At 67.2% G+C, this 18,433-nt stretch carries 20 protein-coding genes and 1 tRNA gene; 14 read left to right on the top strand and 7 right to left on the bottom strand.

All coding sequences use genetic code 11. The features are described from left to right. The first annotated feature begins 24 nt into the window (after nucleotides 1-24). From QF046_RS14695 to QF046_RS14735, 9 genes are all read left to right on the top strand, one after another. Nucleotides 25-912: a branched-chain amino acid ABC transporter permease gene (locus tag QF046_RS14695; RefSeq protein WP_307372873.1), complete on the top strand. Its 888-nt coding sequence runs from the start codon at nucleotides 25-27 to the stop codon at nucleotides 910-912. Between the two features lies 1 nt (nucleotide 913). Continuing rightward, nucleotides 914-2,086: a branched-chain amino acid ABC transporter permease gene (locus QF046_RS14700; protein WP_307371187.1), complete on the top strand. Its 1,173-nt coding sequence runs from the start codon at nucleotides 914-916 to the stop codon at nucleotides 2,084-2,086. Further along, the gene (locus tag QF046_RS14705) at nucleotides 2,083-2,991 is read left to right on the top strand and encodes an ABC transporter ATP-binding protein (RefSeq protein WP_307371188.1); all 909 of its coding nucleotides are present in this window, start codon (nucleotides 2,083-2,085) and stop codon (nucleotides 2,989-2,991) included. Before QF046_RS14700 ends, QF046_RS14705 begins: the two co-directional genes overlap by 4 nt. Further along, nucleotides 2,988-3,701 (top strand): ABC transporter ATP-binding protein, encoded by a 714-nt coding sequence (locus QF046_RS14710; protein WP_373425762.1) that lies wholly within the window; start codon nucleotides 2,988-2,990, stop codon nucleotides 3,699-3,701. The genes QF046_RS14705 and QF046_RS14710 overlap by 4 nt, the downstream gene beginning before the upstream one ends. 133 nt (nucleotides 3,702-3,834) lie before the next feature. After that, on the top strand, nucleotides 3,835-5,040 hold the full coding sequence (locus QF046_RS14715) for an FAD-binding oxidoreductase (protein WP_307371192.1): 1,206 nt from the start codon (nucleotides 3,835-3,837) through the stop codon (nucleotides 5,038-5,040). Between the two features lie 226 nt (nucleotides 5,041-5,266). Next, the gene (locus QF046_RS14720) at nucleotides 5,267-5,512 is read left to right on the top strand and encodes a (2Fe-2S)-binding protein (protein ID WP_307371195.1); all 246 of its coding nucleotides are present in this window, start codon (nucleotides 5,267-5,269) and stop codon (nucleotides 5,510-5,512) included. After that, nucleotides 5,509-6,894 (top strand): FAD-dependent oxidoreductase, encoded by a 1,386-nt coding sequence (locus tag QF046_RS14725; RefSeq protein ID WP_307371198.1) that lies wholly within the window; start codon nucleotides 5,509-5,511, stop codon nucleotides 6,892-6,894. The genes QF046_RS14720 and QF046_RS14725 overlap by 4 nt, the downstream gene beginning before the upstream one ends. Further along, on the top strand, nucleotides 6,891-7,823 hold the full coding sequence (locus tag QF046_RS14730) for a dihydrodipicolinate synthase family protein (RefSeq protein ID WP_307371200.1): 933 nt from the start codon (nucleotides 6,891-6,893) through the stop codon (nucleotides 7,821-7,823). The genes QF046_RS14725 and QF046_RS14730 overlap by 4 nt, the downstream gene beginning before the upstream one ends. Before the next feature lie 73 nt (nucleotides 7,824-7,896). Further along, complete coding sequence (locus tag QF046_RS14735) at nucleotides 7,897-8,898, top strand: proline racemase family protein (RefSeq protein ID WP_307371202.1); 1,002 nt, start codon at nucleotides 7,897-7,899, stop codon at nucleotides 8,896-8,898. Nucleotides 8,899-9,014: 116 nt separating this feature from the next. Here QF046_RS14735 and QF046_RS14740 read toward each other — a convergent pair whose 3' ends face one another. Both QF046_RS14740 and QF046_RS14745 read right to left on the bottom strand, forming a co-directional pair. Then, on the bottom strand, nucleotides 9,015-9,998 hold the full coding sequence (locus QF046_RS14740) for a proline racemase family protein (protein ID WP_307371203.1): 984 nt from the start codon (nucleotides 9,996-9,998) through the stop codon (nucleotides 9,015-9,017). Between the two features lie 34 nt (nucleotides 9,999-10,032). After that, nucleotides 10,033-10,962 carry an ornithine cyclodeaminase family protein gene (locus tag QF046_RS14745; RefSeq protein ID WP_307371204.1) on the bottom strand — a complete coding sequence of 310 codons (930 nt, stop codon included), beginning with the start codon at nucleotides 10,960-10,962 and terminating at the stop codon, nucleotides 10,033-10,035. Nucleotides 10,963-11,068: 106 nt separating this feature from the next. On the opposite strand from QF046_RS14745, the gene QF046_RS14750 reads away from it, so the two are divergent. After that, nucleotides 11,069-11,158, top strand: a tRNA-Ser gene (locus QF046_RS14750). A 209-nt stretch (nucleotides 11,159-11,367) separates the two neighbouring features. Here the strand turns inward: QF046_RS14750 and QF046_RS14755 are convergent. Together QF046_RS14755 and QF046_RS14760 are read right to left on the bottom strand one after the other, a co-directional pair. Beyond that, complete coding sequence (locus QF046_RS14755) at nucleotides 11,368-12,591, bottom strand: site-specific integrase (protein ID WP_307371206.1); 1,224 nt, start codon at nucleotides 12,589-12,591, stop codon at nucleotides 11,368-11,370. Continuing rightward, nucleotides 12,584-13,174, bottom strand: a complete 591-nt coding sequence (locus QF046_RS14760) for a hypothetical protein (protein ID WP_307371208.1) — start codon at nucleotides 13,172-13,174, stop codon at nucleotides 12,584-12,586. The genes QF046_RS14755 and QF046_RS14760 overlap by 8 nt, the downstream gene beginning before the upstream one ends. Nucleotides 13,175-13,289: 115 nt before the next feature. Here QF046_RS14760 and QF046_RS14765 point away from each other — a divergent pair, with 115 nt between their 5' ends. The 4 genes from QF046_RS14765 to QF046_RS14780 all read left to right on the top strand — a co-directional run bounded on the left by QF046_RS14765 (nucleotide 13,290) and on the right by QF046_RS14780 (nucleotide 15,628). Then, a complete protein-coding gene (locus tag QF046_RS14765; RefSeq protein WP_307371211.1) occupies nucleotides 13,290-13,523 on the top strand; it encodes a hypothetical protein in 234 nt (77 codons plus the stop codon). Then, entirely contained in the window at nucleotides 13,513-14,220 is a 708-nt protein-coding gene (locus QF046_RS14770) for a ParA family protein (protein ID WP_307371214.1), read from the top strand. Before QF046_RS14765 ends, QF046_RS14770 begins: the two co-directional genes overlap by 11 nt. A 506-nt stretch (nucleotides 14,221-14,726) precedes the next feature. After that, nucleotides 14,727-14,972, top strand: coding sequence for a glutaredoxin family protein (locus QF046_RS14775; RefSeq protein WP_307371217.1), 246 nt, complete (start codon nucleotides 14,727-14,729; stop codon nucleotides 14,970-14,972). Nucleotides 14,973-15,046: 74 nt separating this feature from the next. Continuing rightward, complete coding sequence (locus QF046_RS14780) at nucleotides 15,047-15,628, top strand: hypothetical protein (protein ID WP_307371219.1); 582 nt, start codon at nucleotides 15,047-15,049, stop codon at nucleotides 15,626-15,628. A 169-nt stretch (nucleotides 15,629-15,797) separates the two neighbouring features. On the opposite strand, the gene QF046_RS14785 is transcribed toward QF046_RS14780, so the two are convergent. The 3 genes from QF046_RS14785 to QF046_RS14795 form a co-directional block, all read right to left on the bottom strand. After that, nucleotides 15,798-16,787 carry an Abi family protein gene (locus tag QF046_RS14785; protein ID WP_307371222.1) on the bottom strand — a complete coding sequence of 330 codons (990 nt, stop codon included), beginning with the start codon at nucleotides 16,785-16,787 and terminating at the stop codon, nucleotides 15,798-15,800. A 291-nt stretch (nucleotides 16,788-17,078) separates the two neighbouring features. Continuing rightward, nucleotides 17,079-18,077, bottom strand: coding sequence for a zeta toxin family protein (locus QF046_RS14790; RefSeq protein WP_307371225.1), 999 nt, complete (start codon nucleotides 18,075-18,077; stop codon nucleotides 17,079-17,081). After that, the gene (locus QF046_RS14795; protein ID WP_307371228.1) at nucleotides 18,070-18,321 is read right to left on the bottom strand and encodes a hypothetical protein; all 252 of its coding nucleotides are present in this window, start codon (nucleotides 18,319-18,321) and stop codon (nucleotides 18,070-18,072) included. The genes QF046_RS14790 and QF046_RS14795 overlap by 8 nt, the downstream gene beginning before the upstream one ends. Between the last annotated feature and the right edge of the window lie 112 nt (nucleotides 18,322-18,433).

The raw sequence follows: 18,433 nt of genomic DNA on the forward strand, positions 1-18,433 counted from the left end.
CGACGCGGAAGGACATCCGCAGTGATGCAACTCATCTGGAACGGCCTGATCGTCGGCTCGTTCTACGCCCTCGTCGCCCTCGGGTACAGCATGGTCTACGGGATCATCAAGCTGCTGAACTTCGCACACGGCGACATCTACATGCTCGGCGCCTTCGCCGGCTTCGCGACCCTCTCGGCATTCGGGATCTCGAACGAGTCCTCGATCCCGCTGCTGCTGGTGATCATGCTGCTCTCGATGGTCACGACCGGTCTGATCGGCGTCGGCATCGAGCGCATCGCCTACCGGCCGCTGCGCAAGAGCCCCCGGTTGGCAGTGCTGATCACCGCGATCGGCGTCTCCTTCACTCTGGAGTACGCGGTGCGGCAGATATTCGGCCCCAACCCCGAGGCGTTCCCCGTGCGACTCGAGTCCTCCGGGTTCGACTTCGCGGGCATGCGCATCACCGCCGCCCAGATCGTGCTGGTCGTGATCGCCGCGGCCCTCATGCTCGTGCTGGCGCACATCGTCGAGCGCACCCGTCAGGGGCGGGCGATGCGAGCCATCGCCCTCGACCCGCAGGGTGCGCAGCTGATGGGCGTCAACGTGAACCGCGTGATCGCCACCGTCTTCTTCATCGGATCGGCACTCGCGGGAGCGGCGGGGGTGATGGCCGGCGCGTACTACGGCTCGATCGACTTCCTGATGGGCTTCATCATCGGATTGAAGGCGTTCACCGCGGCGGTGATCGGCGGAATCGGCAACCTGTACGGCGCCATGCTCGGCGGACTGCTGCTGGGGCTGCTGGAATCCTTCGGGTCGGCCTGGTTCGGCGGCGAATGGCGGGACGTGTTCTCGTTCGCCTTCCTCATCCTGTTCCTCACGTTCAAACCGACCGGCATCCTCGGTGCCCGCGTCGTAGAGAGGATGTGACATGTCCCGCTCTGCACTCTCTCGATCTTCACTGACCCGCGACGCGGCGCTGCGTGCGCCGTCCCCTCTGTTCGACCGTGCGGCGGCGCCCGCCGGCATCTTCGACTCCAACCGCGGATTCCTGCGGGCCCTGGGTGGGCTGTGCATCGTGATCCTCGCCGTGCTGCCGTTCCTGGACGCCTCCCGGTACACGATCTCGATCGCCACCACCGCGCTGATCTACATCATGCTGGCGATGGGGCTGAACGTCGTCGTCGGCTACGCCGGCCTGCTCGACCTCGGCTACATCGCCTTCTTCGCCGTCGGCGCCTACACGTCGGGCATCTTCACCACCGTGCTCGGCTGGCCGATGTGGGCCGCGTTGCCGGCGACGGTGCTCGCCTGCATCCTGGCTGGCATCATCATCGGCGCCCCGACCCTGCGATTGCGCAGCGACTATCTGGCGATCGTGACGCTCGGCTTCGGCGAGATCATCCGCATCACCGCCAACAACCTCGAGATCACGGGCGGACCCTCGGGTATCCACGGCATCCCGTCCTGGAGCTTCGGGGGCTGGAGCTTCGACGACGGGTTCTCGCTCTTCGGGCTGGAGTTCCCCGGCCGTGTGGTGTTCTACTACTTCGTCGCGATCGTGGTCGTTCTGGTCGGCGTCATCGGCGCCGGCCGCCTCGCGAAGGGGCGCCTCGGACGGGCCTGGAAGGCCGTGCGCGATGACGAGGACGCGGCCGAGGCGATGGGCATCAACACCTACATCGCCAAGATCACCGCCTACATCATCGGGGCCGTCTGGGCCGGCATCGCCGGTCAGCTGATGGCCACCCACCTGTCGGCCATCAGCCCGAACAGCTTCCAGTTCCTGTACTCGGCGCTGATCCTGATGGCCGTGGTGCTCGGCGGCATGGGGTCGACGCCCGGCGTCATCATCGGTGCCCTGTTCGTGTCGCTCGCGCCGGAGCTGCTGCGTGACTTCTCGGAGTGGCGCTTCCTCATCTTCGGCGTGCTGCTCGTGGTCGTCATGCTGTTCCGCCCGTCGGGACTGTGGCCGTCCACGGCGATCCTGCCCTGGCTGAAGAAGCACAGGCCGGTGCCGCCGCCCACGGCCGGGTTCATGGCCGTGCCGTCGCCCACAGCCAACGAGGATCTCGAGACCGTGGAAGGGGAGGAGACCCGATGAGCGCGCTGCTGGAGGTGAAGGACCTGCGTCTGCAGTTCGGCGGCGTCAAAGCCGTCGATGGGCTGAGCTTCACCGTGGAGTCCGGGGAGATCCTGGCCGTCATCGGACCGAACGGGGCCGGCAAGACCAGCGCATTCAACTGCATCTCGGGGTTCTACCTGCCCACATCCGGTTCGGTCGTCTTCGACGGCAAGGACATCGTGCGCCAGGCGCCACCCGTGCTGCGCACGCTGCGCCTGGTCGACATGCTGCAGAGCTTCGGCTTCTACCGGGTGCTGCCCTCGCGGGTGACCAAGTGGGGCATGGCGCGCACGTTCCAGAACCTGCGGCTGTTCCGCGAGCTGAGCGTGCTCGACAACGTCAAGACCGCCATGCACGCGAACCTGCGCGAAGGATTCTGGGCGACGCTGCTGCACACCCCTGGCTACCGCCGCGCCGAGGAGGAGTGCGCCGAGCAGGCGCGGGGCTGGTTGGATTTCGTCGGCTTCACGGGTGACGAGAACCTCTACGTCACGCAGCTGCCGTACGGCGAGCAGCGCCGGGTGGAGATCGCGCGAGCGCTCGCCACCGCGCCCAAGATGCTGCTGCTGGACGAGCCCGCCGCCGGACTGAACTTCAATGAGAAGCAGGCGCTCATGCAGCTGATCCGCCGCATCCGCGACCTCGGCGTCGCGGTGGTGCTGATCGAGCACGACATGGGCCTGATCATGGAGCTCGCCGAACGGATCGTGGTGCTCAACTACGGCAAGGAGATCGCCGAGGGCAGCCCCGAGCAGATCAAGAACGACCCGATCGTCATCGAGGCCTACCTCGGAGTCGAGGACGAGCCGTTGGATGAGACCAAGCTGCAGACCGGAACCGTGGATCTGTCGCTGCTCGACCCGACCCGCAAGGAGAAGCGCTGATGAGCACGCTGACCGTCGACGCCGCCGACGTCTACTACGGGCGAGTGCACGCGCTGCGCGAACTGAGCTTCGAGGTGCGCGAGGGCGAGATCGTGTGCCTGCTCGGCAACAACGGCGCGGGCAAGTCCACCACGATGAACATGCTCTCGGGGCTGGTCAGGCCGAAGACCGGCACCGTGCGCTGGGGAGACATGGACCTCACCACGGCGAAGCCCTGGGACATCGTCGCGGCGGGCCTGATCCACGTGCCAGAGGGGCGCCGGATCTTCTCCACCATGACCGTGCACGACAACCTCCTGCTGGGTGGGTACACGGTGAAGGATCCGAAGCTGATCGCGCAGCGGATCGACCAGGTGTACCAGCTGATGCCCCGCCTCGCCGAGCGCCGCAAGCAGCAGGGCGGCACGCTCTCCGGCGGCGAGCAGCAGATGGTCGCCATCGGCCGCGCCATCATCGGCGGACCGAAGCTGCTGCTGCTGGACGAGCCGTCGATGGGACTGGCGCCGCTCGTGGTCAAGCAGGTGATGGAGACGATCCAGGCGGTCAACGCACAGGGCACGACGGTGCTGCTCGTGGAGCAGAACGCCCGTGCCGCGCTGAAGATCGCCGACCGGGCGTACGTCGTCGAGACCGGGCAGGCCACGATGGACGGGCCGGCGGCCGAGCTCGCCGCGGACGCTCGCGTGATCGACGCGTATCTCGGCGGCTGAGTCGACGAGGGTGCACCTCGCGGTGCGCCCTCGGTCCGGTGGGCTTCCGTAGCCGTCATCGGTAGAGTAATATGTCACACGGTACATACGTCGCCGAGGATCGGAGCCTCGGAGGAGAGCGAGGGGGGAGCGGATGCGGATCATCGTGATCGGCGCGGGTGCGGTCGGCGCCGCCTGCGCACTCGCCCTCACCGAAGCCGGCGCCGAGGTGATCGTGCTTGACCGCACCGGCGTGGCCGGGGAGACCTCCAGTCGCTGCGAGGGCAACATCCTCGTCTCCGACAAGGAGCCCGGTGCCGAGGCGCTGATGGCCATCGAAGCCAACCGCGCCTGGCGCGAGCTCGCGTCGAGGCTGGACGAGGATCGCGTGCCTGGACAGCCCGCCACCGAGTTCGAGGCGAAGGGCGGCATCGTCGTCGCCTTCCCGGGTGGGGCCGAGGTGCTGGAAGAGTTCGCCGCCGAACAGCGCGGGATCGGCATCCGTGCCGAACCGCTCGACGACCACGCACTGCGCGCCGCCGAACCGCACCTGTCTCCGGAGGTCGCGCTCGGTGTGCACTACCCCGACGACGCCCAGGTGCAGCCCAGCCTCGCAACTCAGGCCATGCTCGCCCGCGCCCGCCACCTGGGTGCGCAGCTGCGCATCACCGAGGCGACCTTCGGCATCGTGGACGCCGGCCGGGTGCGCGGCGTGCAGACCACCGGCGGACGCATCGATGCCGACGTCGTCGTCAACTGCGCAGGCCCGTGGGCGGGCGATGCGGCCGCGCTGTTCGGCTCGGTGCTCGACATCCGTCCTCGCCGCGGCACCATCCTCGTCACCGTGCCCATGCCGCAGCGCGTGTTCCACAAGGTGTACGACGCCGACTACGTCGGAGCGGTCGGCTCTGGGGATGCCGCGCTGCAGACCTCCACGGTCGTGGAATCCACTCCCGGCGGCACGGTGCTGATCGGGTCGAGCCGTGAGCGCGTCGGGTTCTCCGAGGACGGGCTCCTGGAGCCCCTGGCCGAGATCGCCGACAAGGCCACCCGGCTGTTCCCGTTCCTCCGCGACACCATGCTGCTGCGCACGTACTTCGGCTTCCGCCCCTACGCGCCGGATCACCTGCCGGCGATCGGTGCGGATGCCCGCATCGACGGGCTGTTCCACGCGGCCGGTCACGAGGGTGCCGGCATCGGCCTGGCACCCACCACCGGGGCGCTCATCGCGCACGCCGTGCTGGGCACACCGGCCCCGCTCGACCCGACGCCGTTCCTGCCCTCCAGGTCGACCCTGCAGGGTGCGGATGGGCAGGGTGCTGATGGGCAGGGTGCGAATGGGCAGGGGGTGCCCGCATGAGCGCGACTGTGAGTGCGACCGTGGTCGTCGGCATCCGGGCTCTCGTCCGACCGGCCGTCCAGGTCGCGGCCGATGCCGTTTCGGGTGCGGATCCCACCGTCCAGGTCGCAACGGATGCCGCTATATCCAGCGAACAGCGGCACAAAGTGCGACCTGGACGGGGGAGCGGGGCGACACAGCGGCACAAAGTGCGACCTGGACGTCGTCAGCGCGAGGGAGGCGCGGCATGAGCATCCGGATCAGCTTCGACGGCGAAGCGCTCGAAGGGCGCGACGGACAGAGCATCGGCGGCGTCCTGCTCGCGAACGGTCGTCGCACCTGGCGCACCGCGGCCGGTGCCGAGCGCGGCATCTTCTGCGGCATCGGCATCTGCCAGGACTGCGTCGTGACCGTCAACGGAGTCGAGGGCGTCCGGGCCTGCCAGCGCACCGCCTGCGAGGGCGATGTCGTCGAGCGGGAGGTGCGGGCATGACGCGCGTGGTCGTTATCGGTGCGGGCCCCGCGGGGCTCGCTGCCGCGGCATCCGCCTCTCAAGCGGGAGCCGACGTGGTCGTCCTCGACGAGGGCGAGCGCGTGGGCGGCCAGTTCTGGCGCCATCACCCGGCCTTCACCGACCCGCGCCTGCAGCACCAGCTGACCCGCTTCTCCGCCCTGCAGGAGGCGCTCGAGGACGTGCGCGTGGTGACCTCGGCGAGCGTCTGGCGCGTCGAGCCCGGGACGCCTCTCCGGGTACACGCGCTGGTCGGGCCCGTCGATGCCGCGCGGCGTCGTGGAGAGACTCTGGAGGCGGATGCCGTGGTGCTCGCCCCGGGCGCACACGACCGCGTGCTGCCGGTGCCCGGCTGGACCCTGCCCGGGGTCACCTCGGCCGGAGCCGTGCAGGCGCTCGCCAAGCGCGACGGCGTGGCCCTCGGCACCCGCACGGTGGTCGCCGGGGCCGGGCCTTTCCTGCTCCCCGTGGCGCAGAGCGTCGCCCTGCTCGGCGGCGAGGTCGTCGAGGTCGTGGAGGCGGCATCTGCCGGAACGATCATGCGCGGCTGGGGTCGCCGCCCCTGGCAGATGATCGCGGCCGCCGGTAAAGCGGGCGAACTCGGCTCCTACCTCGCCACGCTCGCCCGGCACCGCACCCCGTACCGTCTGGGCAGCGCGGTCACGCGCATCCACGGCGGCAGCTCCGTCGAGGCCGTCACCGTGCAGCACATCGACCGCGACTGGCGTCCCATCCCGGGCACCGAGCGCATCGTCGAATGCGATTCGGTCGCCCTCGGCCACGGCTTCACCCCGCGCCTGGAGGCCGCGATCCAGTTCGGCTGCGAGATCACGGGTGCCCGAAACGGCGGGGACCGTTTCGTGCGCGTCGACTCGCAGCAGCTCACCAGCATCCCGGGAGTGCACGCCGCCGGCGAGATCACCGGGATCGGCGGAGCGGACGCCGCGCTCGCCGAGGGCGAGATCGCCGGCCTCGCCGCCGCGGGAGTCCCCGCCGCCGACCTGCGCTACCGGGCCCCGCTGACCGCCCGCCGCCGGATGCGCGCCTTCACCGAGCGGCTGGCGACCCACAGCATCCGCCCCGGCTGGACCGCCTGGCTCGATGACGACACGATCGTCTGCCGCTGCGAAGCCGCCACCCGCGGCGCGATCGCCGAGTACGCCGACGCCTCTTCGCGAGGCATGCGACTCGCCACCCGAGCCGGCCTCGGCCCCTGCCAGGGCCGCACGTGCGGCCGCAGCGTCGAGGACATCATCGGCGCGGCATCCGGCTTCGACCGTCGACCTGTCCTGTCCTCGGTGCGCATCGGCGAACTCGCCGCGCACCGCATCCCACCCACCACCGGAGAAGAGAGCAAGCAATGACCGAGAAGAACATGGACCTGGGCGGCGTCGTCGTCGCCACCACCCTCGCGTTCAAGGAAGACGCGTCGGCACCGGCAGGTCTCGCCGTCGATTACGACAAGTTCGGCGAGCACGTCGACTTCCTGATGTCCAACGGATGCCGCGGCGTCGGCCCGAACGGCTCGCTGGGCGAGTACTCGTCGCTGAGCGACGAGGAGCGCCGCCAGGTGATCAAGGTCGCCGTCGAGGCCGTCGACGGGCGCGGCATCGTTATCGCCGGCGTGCACGGCGTCGGCAGTCACCAGGCCCGCCAGTGGGCGGAGTACGCCCGCGAGGACGGCGCCGACGGCGTGCTGCTGCTGCCGCCGACGATCTACCGCGCCAACGAGCGCGAGGTCATCGCGCACTACGAGGAGGTCGCCAAGGTCGGCATGCCGATCATGGCCTACAACAACCCCTTCGACACCAAGGTCGACCTGGTGCCCTCCTTCGTCGCGAGGCTCGCCGCGATCCCCGAGGTCGTCGCGATCAAGGAGTTCTCCGGGGACGTGCGCCGCGTCTACGAGATCAAGGAGCTGTGCGACATCGACATTATCGCCGGCGCCGACGACGTGCTCTTCGAACTGATGGTCAACGGCGCGGTGGGCTGGTTCGCCGGCTACCCGAACGCCTTCCCGCGCGAGGCCGTCGAGCTGTACAACCTGCTCGCGAACGGCGATTGGCATGAGGCGAAGGCGCTGTACGAGCAGCTCGTCGCGGTGTTCCGTTGGGACTCGCGCACCGAATTCGTGCAGGCGATCAAGCTGTCGATGGACATCTGCGGCAACTCCTACGGCGGCCCGACTCGTCCGCCGCGCGGCCCGCTCAGCGACGAGCAGCGCGCCCAGGTCACCGCAGACACCGAGCGGGCGCTCGCGGCACTGGCCGCGCGGCCGGCCGCGGTCGCGTGACGCATGTGATGATTCAGGGAGGGGATGCCGGTCTGCGGCATCCCCTCCCATCTCTCTCTACAGGAGGCTGCTGATGCGTGCTCGCCGGACCATTCAGGCCGTCGACTCCCACACCGAGGGGATGCCGACGCGCGTCGTCACCGGCGGCGTCGGCCGCATCCCCGGCGCGACCATGAACGACCGGCGGCTGTATGCCATGGAGCACCTGGACGGGCTGCGCGGGTTCCTGATGAACGAGCCGCGCGGTCATGCGGCGATGTCCGGCGCGCTGCTGCAGCCGCCGGCTCGTGATGACGCCGACTGGGGTGTCGTCTTCATTGAGGCATCCGGGTTCCTGCCGATGTGCGGTCACGGCACGATCGGCGTGGCGACCGTGCTCGTGGAGACCGGGATGGTGGAGGTGACCGAGCCGGTCACCGAGATCCGTCTCGACGTGCCGGCCGGGCTCGTCATCGCCCGGGTGCGGGTGGAGGACGGGCGCGCGGTCGACGTGACCATCGAGAACGTCCCGAGCTTCGTGGATCGTCTCGATTCGCGGATCGATGTTCCGGGCTTGGGTGAGATCACGTACTCGGTCGCCTTCGGCGGCAACTACTACGCGCTGGTCGACCTGGAACAGGTCGGCCTGCCGTTCGACCGGACCCGTCAGGCGGAGATCCTGGAGGTCGGCCTGCGGATCATGGACGCGATCAACGAGCAGGAACCGCCCGTGCATCCGACGCTCGAGGGTGCGAACCATGTGCATCACGTGGAGTTCATCGCCCCCGGATCGGATGCCGTGCGCTCGAGGCATGCGATGGCGATCCACCCGGGATGGTTCGATCGCTCGCCGTGCGGCACCGGCACCAGTGCCCGGATGGCCGAACTGCACGCCCGGGGAGAGCTCGCGCTGGACACCCCTTTCGTGAACGAGTCGTTCATCGGCACCGAGTTCACCGGCACGCTCGTGGGGGAGACCACCGTCGGCGACCGCCCGGCCGTCATCCCCACGATCACTGGCCGCGCCTGGGTGACCGGGCTCGGCCAGTACCTGCTCGACGAGAACGACCCGTTTCCTGAGGGGTTCGTGTTCTGAGGCGCGCTTCGCGCGGAGATGTGCGCTTCGCGCGGATCGATTCTTGGTATCCGCCCGCGCGAAGCGCAGTTCTCCGCGGCGGAGGCGTGCGCCCCGCGGGCACGGTTCAGCGCAGCTCAGCGCAGGCTGAAGCCGTCGGGGAGGGGGTCGCCCTCGTCGAGCTCGAAGGTCGAGGATCCGACCCGGTAGGCGTTGCCGGTGATCTCGGGGATGACGCCGGCGACCGTGCGCTCCGCGATCCGCGCGTGGAAGCGCGTGTCGATGATCGAGTCATGGGTAAGCTGCTCGTCGTCGGCGAGTTCGCCGGTTGCCGCCAGCAGCGCCACGCGGGCGGCGGTGCCTGAGCCGCAGGGGCTGCGGTCGACCTCGCCGTCGGCGAAGACGGTGACGTTGCGCTGGTGCGGGCCGGTCGCGGTGCGGCCGAGGTCGTCGAACAGGGTGGTGCCGTAGACGCCGCTGAGGCGGGCATCCGACAGTTGGGCCGACGGATGCTCGTTCAGCGCCCATTTGATCTCGCGGCCGATCGCGATGAGTTCGGTGGTGTGCTCCGGAATCACTTCGAGGCCGACGGCGGATGCCGGGAGGGTGGCGTAGACGGCGCCGCCGAACACCAGGTCGACGGTGACGTCGCCGCGAGAGGTGTGCAGCGGGATGCCGCGCTCGAGCACGCGGGACTCGACGTTGCGGAAGACGATGTCCTCGATGCGTCCGCCGCTCCGCCGCACGCGGGCCTGCACGCGTCCGCTGGGCACGTCGATGGTCACGACCGTTTCGCCGTCGGGGTCCGAGGTCACGCGTCCCGTGCGCACCGCCCACGCGCCGAGCGCGATCGTGCCGTGCCCGCAGGCGGTGGAGAAGCCGTCCTTGTGCCAGAACAGCACGCCGAAGTCGGCGCCGGCGTCGTCGGGCGGGGTGATGAAGCCGCCGTACATGTCGTCGTGGCCGCGCGGTTCCAGGCAGAGGAAGCGGCGGATGCCGTCGGCTTCGCCGTTCATGGCATTCACTCGTCGCTCGGCGACCGTGGCGCCGTGCGTGGGCACGTCCTGCACGATGCGGAACGGCTCGCCGGCGGTGTGCCAGTCCTCGGTGCTCCAGCGCATGAGGCTCCTTCAGGGTTTCAGATGGCTCCGTGTCTCAGATGACGAGTCGGGCGACGGCGAGGTCCTGCCAGCCCATGCCGCAGGTCTTCACGATGCGGGGGCGGGCGGTCGCTGGCGCGACGGCACCGGTGAACAGCTCGTGCATGGTGACCAGGTCGGTCTCCTGCAGGGAGCCGGTGCCGATGGCACGGATCACGTCGCCCGCTTCGGCCAGCGCGACGCGACGGCTCTCGACGACGACCTGCGAGCGGCCGACGAGGTCGGGATGGATCTCGGCTTTCGTGGGTTCGTGCGAGCCGATCGCGACGATCGTCGCATCGTCGCGGGCGTCGGATGCGGCGAACAGCGGCTCGGATGCCGTGGTCGCGCAGACGATCAGGTCGGCCGTGCGCACGTCTTCCGGCGTTCCGGCCATGATCTGCGCATCCGGCGCGATGGCGCGAGCGGCTTCCACGGCCTGCCGGGTGCGGTCCTGGTCACGGCCGATGAGTCGGACGGTGCGGAGCGGACGGATCGCCTGGAGCGCCTCGACGTGCCGTACGGCCTGCGGCCCGGTTCCGAAGACGACCAGGTCGCCGGCATCCGGCTCGGCGAGCAGATCGACGACGGATGCCGACACTGCGGGAGTGCGCAGGCTTGTCAGCGCGGTGCCGTCGAGGATGGCGGTGGGGGCGAGGGTGTCGCCGTCGAGCAGGATGTACAGCGCCTGGATGCGCTCGAGCCCGTGGCTGGGGTTGCCCGGGGCGACGGTGGCGAACTTCTGGCCGACGGCGCCGTCGGCGGCTGCGGGCATGAGCAGGAGCTGTCCGTTCGGCACGTCGAGGATGCTGCGCGGCAGGTCGTCTTCGGGGTCGAAGCCCGCCCGGAGCAGGCGCTGCAGTTCGGCAATCGCGCCGGACATGGTCACCCGTTCGGCGATGCTGCGGGCGCTGACGAGGGTGAGGTCGGCGATGACGTCGGACATGCTCCGAGCCTATCCGGCGGTGTGTAATATGTCACGTTCTATGCGGCTCGAGCGGCGGCCGGTTTCGATTCGCGCGCAGGGCGCCGCGTAACGTAAGCTTGTCCGCGGTGACGTGTCCGAGCGGCCGAAGGTGCAACACTCGAAATGTTGTGTAGGTTCACCCCTACCGTGGGTTCAAATCCCACCGTCACCGCCACACCGAAGGCCCCGACTCCCCTAGAAAACACTGGGAAGTAGGGGCCTTCGCCATTCGCCCAGAAGGGTGAAATCACACATTTCTCACACATCTGAACTGGATTCGGTCCGATCGGAGCGTATGCTCACGCGCTCGAAACGCCGCTTTGTGCGTCTGGAGCATCGATCGCAGTCGCCTCGACATGCCACACGTGGTGAGCATGCTTCAGGTCATCGTTCGAAGGTCCGCCCGGATCCTGTGGCGCCCGTCACGGGTGCGGCGACGTAGTACCGTTTGTTCTCTTCGCGAAGCTTCTGTGCGCGACGCGTTCGTGCGACCGCGCCGTTGGCGAGGCCGGTCGGCTTCAATGGCTGAGCCTCGGTTCGTGCTCGATCGAGTGCCTCGGCAACAGCGTCGAGGTCATCCTCGAAGAGATCGCTGTAGGTATCGAGCGTCATGGCCGCGCTGGCGTGCCCAAGCATGTGCTGCACAGCTTTCACGTTCGCACCGGAGCTGATGGCCAGGCTTGCGGCCGTATGGCGCAAGTCGTGAGGGGTCACCTTCTTGAACGAGGGGTCGACCTTCCGTGCTCGCTTCACTGCGGCGACGAACCAGCCATCCTGCGATGACGGTGTGCGCATGTGGTCAGTGCCGTCACCGAATACGAGTTCATCATCGTTCTTTCCGGCCGCTGCCTTACGCAGATCTGCGGCGAGGAATCTTGGAAAGGGTACTGATCTCTTCTCGTGATCCTTTGGCGTGCCGACGATGATCGATCCGCCGACGGTGACGGCATTTTCTTCTACGAACGCGCGGCGGCGCGTGAAGTTCAGGTGCTTGACGCGGAGGCCGGTGGCTTCGCCCCAGCGCATGCCTGTGTATGCGAGGAAGTAGACCAGTGTCGGGTAGAGCGAGGTTCCCGCGAGCACGTCGACCTGGCGATGGGTCAGGTAGACGTGGCTCTTCTTCTTCTTGCGTGGGAGTTTGACTCCTCGGATCGGGTTGGAGCTGAGCCGTCGGTCCCGCACAGCGGTGTCGAGGATGCCGGCAAGGATTCCATACGCGCGGGCGACAGTGGTCGCCGATCTTGTCGCGGACAGCTCTGAGACCCAGTCCTCTGCCTCGGAGTACAGGATCTTCGTAATGGCGCGATCTCCCCAGACGGGCCTTACCTGAATCTCCCACGCTGATTGCAGCGTTCGCGCATAGGACGGTTTGACGACGCGCATCCTGTTCGCCAACCAGCGCTCGCCTAGCTCCGCGATCGTCACTCGAGCATCCTTGGGGTCGATGTACTCGCCGCGAGTGATGGCGACCTCGACACGTGCGCGGAACTGCTCGGCGTCGCGGCGGGTCTTGAAACCGCTCTTGTCAGTCTGGAGGCCGTCTGGCTTGCGATATCTCACGCGATATCGACGCCCATCCGCCGTCTGATAGTAGGTGATGCTAGCCATCGGCCTGGCGGCCGACGGTGTACGTCATGCCTTCCAGGCGTCCTGCGTCGCGGGCCTTCTTGATCCAGTCGGATGCGGTGCGGTGGGGGATGTCGAGTTCGACTTGCACGGCGCGTACGGGCGGGGTGCCGGCGAGAGCGGCGGCGCCGTAGAGGATTTCCACGACTTCCATCCGCTCATCCTTCATGCCTCGTTTCACGGCGGTGGCTGCCATCCACGGCGGGATGATCCGCCCGTCGGCGGAGGTGAGGTCCGCGATGGTAGTCCAGTTCGAATCTGGTTCGTCTCCGAGACGCACGGCGATGCATTGGGGGACGGCAGCCTGCACGATGGCTGCTGATGCTGTGCGTCGCAGTGCTTGGTGGTCGAAGCCTGGCCGGATGGCGCGGTTGAGGATCGTGGTGACGATGTAGCGGCCTTCGTCCGTGTTGTAGTGAGCTTCGATCGTCGTTTCCACGCCGGCGTCGTCGTCGATGACGGAGGCGACGAACTCGGGTGCAATGCGCAGCGCGGACCCGACCGGCTGTGTGGCGGATTGCCATGTCATTGCCGTGCCATCAGGATTCTTCACGTCGACCTTCACCCCCTTAGTTTGCCTTACCGCGCCAGAGATTCGCAGAAACCTCTTGACTAAGTGTACGACTAAGTCGTCTACTTGTGTCAATACGCAATTCCGATACGCAAGAAGGGTGAAGACGATGTCTATGGTGACCACCATGAAGTCGCCCGACGTAGGGCACGAATTCGTGAAGCCGCAGGAGGTGGCCCGTCTGATCCCGGGTCTCACGGTCAAGAAGCTGGCAGAGTGGCGCTACGAGCGGCGCGGCCCGGACTACTACAAGTTCGGCCGAGTCGTCCTCTACGACCTGGAAGAGCTCAAGGCCTGGATCGACGCCTCTGCGATGTCGTCCAGTGACGGTCATGCACGTTGACCGTGCCATCCCCTCCACCGCGATAGATCCTGGCGGTCTGAAGATCATTTCGCTCGCGAACCAGAAGGGCGGGATGGGCAAGACGACCGTCACGATGCAACTCGCTGCGGCGTTGTCGCGCCGGCATCGAGTGCTGGTGGTGGATGTCGATCCGCAGCAGTCCACGGTGTGGTGGGCGGAGAACGCCGAGCGGCATCTGCCGTTCGATTTCGCCGGCCGTCAGCAGCCGTCCGTCCTGTCGCGGCTGTCGCTTCTCGCAGGCGAGTATGACTTCGTGATCGTGGACACTCCAGGGAGCCTGGAGGACACCCGCATCCTGGAGGTCGTCGTCGATGCTTCGGACTTCGTGATCGTCCCCCTCGCCCCGGAACCGCTGGCGGTGGAGCCCACGATGCGCACGATCCAACGGTTGATCGAACCACGCGGCACCCGCTTCGCGGTTCTGCTGAACCGGATCGACCCGAGGGTCCATGGGCAGCTGGACACGTGGAAGGAGCTCCTTGACGTCACGCTGGGTGTTCCGCGCCTGGACGCGTACCTGCGTCAGTACAAGGCTCAGGCCGACGCTCCCGTGCTGGGACGTCTCGTCACGACGGTCCGGGACAACCGGAGCACGCAGGGGGCGATCTGGGACGTCACCCTGCTTGGCCTTGAGGTGACCGAGCAGTTGAGTCCCCAACTGCAGGGAGCGTGGTGAGTCTTGGGGCACGTCAATCTCGGCGAGCGACTGGAGAAGACCCGCGTGCGCCTCGAGCGCCAACAGGACGGTGTGGCGGAGCCGGTCGCGAAGTTCGCGCAGCTCACCCGGAAGGAGACTCGGCTTCGTGAGGACCAGTACGCGCAGCTGACCAGCCTCGCCCGCGCGTTGATGCGCGGTCGCGTCTCGCGTCGTGAGCGCATCACCGAGAACACCCTCATCCGCGTCGCCATCGACCTGCTCCTCGCACATCGGAGCGAGCTGCACGGGTCGGACGAGGACGAACTCCGACGCTCTGTCACGTCCGGAGTTCCAGACTTGCGGACTTCGGAAGTCGCAGACTCCGGGGGTTCGGAACATGCGCAATCCCGCAGTTCAGGAGTCGCGGAGTCGCGGAGTACGGATGCTCGGGACCCCGGACGTGCCGAATCGTCGGACTCTCGACCTCCCGGCGGCGCGCACGGCGGTGGCGCGGCGGGAGTCGGGAGCGGATGGGGGAAGGTGTCGTGACGCGCATCACCGTGTATTCGACCGGGCCGTCATGCCAGCGGTGTCGCCTCACCTGCCAGCGCCTCGACGCGCTCGGCATCCGATACGACCTCGTCGACATCCATGCCGAACACAACGCTGCGGTGCGGGCGTTCCTGGTCGATGAACTGGGCTACCGCGAGGCGCCCGTCGTCGAAGCGGGGGACGTACGATGGTCGGGATTCCGGCCAGACCTCATCGACGCCATCGTCGTCCTCCGATGAGGGAGGCCGCTTTCCGGCTAAAACCATCACAGGTATGCTTTATCTGTAATGGTTTCTGTCGGAATGGAGTGAGGATGGACGCCGCAACCTTGCCGGACCTGCTCGGCTATGACAGTCTGGCAGGCCACGGTCTTACCCGCCATGGCCTGAATGGGTTGATCGAGTCTGGTGAGTTCGAGCGCATCGCGCCCGGGTTGTTCCTGCGCGCTGGACTCACGGACGACACGACCGCGGCATGGATCGCGATCGCTGCGAAGAAGTCCGACGCAACACTCTGCCTACTCACCGCGCTGTCGTTGCACGAACTCACCGACGAGATCCCCACACGGACCGACATCGCTATCCCGCGCGGGACGCAACCACTCACTGTCCATCACGCACCCATCGCCTGGCACCGCTTCGACGCCAACACATTCGACATCGGCCGCGAGGACTACGCGCTGCCGGGTGGACGGGCGATCGGGCTGTACTCGGCCGAGCGGACCCTCATCGATCTCTTCCGGCTACGGCACACCTGGGGGAGCGACCTCGCCATCAGTGCGCTCAAACAATGGCTGCCGGGACGCGGCAACAGTCCCGCCGCACTGCTCACGATGGCCGAGAGCTTCCCGAAGGCGCGTCCCTCGATCCAGGACGCCTTGGAGATTCTGCTGTGAGCCCGAACCCGCAGCACGGCCTGACCGATGAGCTCGACTACTGCGAGGCGTCAATTGCGGAGGTCGGAGATGAACGGTGGGCAGACTTTCGGCCGACCTCATCGATGAACAACTTGTCAAGCGATTCGCCCTCGAACGCTGACCTGCTGTCACTACGCGGCGGTCGTCGCTACACGCGCCACAGTTCGAACTCTGCCCATCGGGGATGCATGCCTAGGGCCTCGATGGATAGGCCAGGCGCCATCGGGAAGTTCTCCAACAGCTCGATGAGACGCTGCGGCCAGCCGGATCTACCGTCGATTGAGCGCAGGAGGTACGCGGTTACGGCGATGGCGTTGTAGAGGCCGTATACAGCTTTCGCGGACTCCTCATCGCGAAGATGATTCAGGAGCGGGACGACGCCGACAGCCGGGCGCCCGGGGGCGACCACGAGTTTGCGATTGAACAGCCGTGCATGGTGCGCGGCGACATTGCGCACGTAGTTGAGGCTCGCAATCCAGCTGGCCATTACCCGCTTAGACGGTGCTCCATACCCGCGTGCAATCTTCGTCGCGAGCGAGTTGGTCAGTCCGCCGTACAGTCGGCCAAGGTGCCCGAGCTCCAGAACCTCGGTGAGAGCCCAAATGGGCATCTGCCCGTCGTACTTGTTGCGAAAGTGCGCAACGAACGTCTCATCAGAGCCTGCCAGGCGGGTTTCCACTCGCCGTAGCCATTCGCTGTGCTTGCTTGTCGGCTCGCCGGTGTCCGGATCCGGATGCACGTCGGTAAATGCGGAGACGAATGAGGAAGAGTCGAGGTGGGCGAAGGGCGATACTTCACCCAGTACATAACCGAGCTCCATGCGGAGTGACACTTCGATGCGCTCGATGCCGTCCAGCACCAGCATCCGCAACGCACGATCGAAGTCGATCACCCGAGCGGCGTGATCAAGTGATGTGCCGGAGACATACTCGCCGAGGACCCGAACGCGAACCCTGCCGTCGTCATCCTCGTATTGCTCCGAGCGTCGGAACGGAAAGAGGTAGCCCGTGAGCCGGTAGTAGCCGACTGCGTGCAGCAACTGCGACGCATCAGGCCTCGGGCCGACGTCGACTCCGCGCGCGGCCAACTTGTCGATCTGCGCATCGATCGAAAGCCACGGCTTGTTGTAGTCGACCATCACATCCACCGTACAAAGAAAATCAGCCCGAGCCGTGAGGCGAGCGGGCTGATCGTGATGGGTTCAGGCTACCACGACGAACCGACATGCGCATCGAGCCCGATTTGTTCAGCAGAGGCAGCACCGCCGGCTGCAAGAGGGTAGTGGGTGGTCTGCTGGTCCGTTCCGCGCTTTCGCGGCATATCCTCCCTCGCTGGCGCTCGGTCCGGTATTCCACGACGCGGCACTACCCAGCCCACCGCCCACTAGGGATCGGCAGCTATCCGGACGGGCCCAGAATGCGCGGTCGACTCACCGGGAGACCGAAGGACCAGACTCCACGGGTGCGACCGTAGGGGCGGCCACATCGACGGCCTCTGGGTGCACTTGCATGCCTCTGAGTGCCGCGAGATCCGCGGCCAACTTCTGCTGCTGAATCCTCGCGACCTCAGAATCGGATGGTACGGGCAGCTCGGGAACGACGCGTCGGATCGCCATCTCGTGCAGCTCGACGAGGGAATCAAGCGCGGCGGTGGGGACGGTGCGTGGGGACCGTGCGTACTCCGTCATGTGGCGAAGCTCGCTCAGCCACTGGGCCGCGTCGAGAGCTCTCATCGCCTCGGACCGTGAAGTGCTCAGTGCGACGGATGCTCCGCTCAGCATCCCAGATTCTGACCGTTCGGCATCGAAGACACTCACACCGCGCTGATTGAGCACGGACACCCGTCCGACCAACGGGCTGTCAGCGGCAGCCACGATCAGTGCGCTCACGTCCCGCATGCTCTGCTCGTTCTCGGCAGGGGTGACGAACTCCGCCGGCTGCCCTTCCTGCATGCGGCGGAGGCCACGCGACGTGGCCGCGAGCAGGCTTTGGTCATCGCGCGCAGCGACCGTGACGACGTGCACGTCATAGCCGGCATCAGCAAACCGTAGCGCCACGCCCAGCGCCGTTCCCGGAGTCCGGAACTCGCCCTCAAGAAGCAACGAGTACCCGTTCTCACGCGCATGGCTGATGCTGGCCTGCAGCCACGACGCCGCCAGCAGCGACAACTCCTTCCGACCCGCAGGGGACTGCCGGAACTGCGTGTCCAAGTACCTCGGGTGGAAGGCCTGCAGATCCTCGATCGAGACGGGGACGAGGTCCCCGTCATGCTCGCGACGTAGCCGCCCGATCACACGTCCCGTGCCGGCGGACGGCGCACCCGCCAGAAGCACGAACGTCGGGGTCCCGCTCGGACGGGCGCCATCGAACAACGACCGCAGGATGACATCCTGCACCCGTCCAGCATCCATCGATTCATCGTCAGCCACGCGACCGCTCCGATGCCGTTCGCATGGATGCTCGCACAGCTTCGAGACGCGCAGCGATCCCGTCGCGGTCGAACCCGTCCGTGCCGTACATCTCGGACCGCAACTGCCGAACCAGGGCGACGGTGTCGTCGCCGGAGTCATTGGCGGTGGCCATCACAGTGGCGATGGCTGAACGGAGCTCATCGCGCAAGGCGTCGTAAAGCACCGCATCATTCACTCGCCATGGCGAGAGTTGCTGTGACATCTCGACTCCTTGAGGCGAGCCTACCAACGGCGAACTCGCACCGCCGGGGTCCTCTGAGCGGTCCTACCAGTTCGAGAGACCTTGTGTACACGACTCCACAATTGCCCATGCT

The sequence above is a fragment of the Microbacterium sp. W4I4 genome (assembly GCF_030816235.1).
GTDB lineage: Bacteria > Actinomycetota > Actinomycetes > Actinomycetales > Microbacteriaceae > Microbacterium.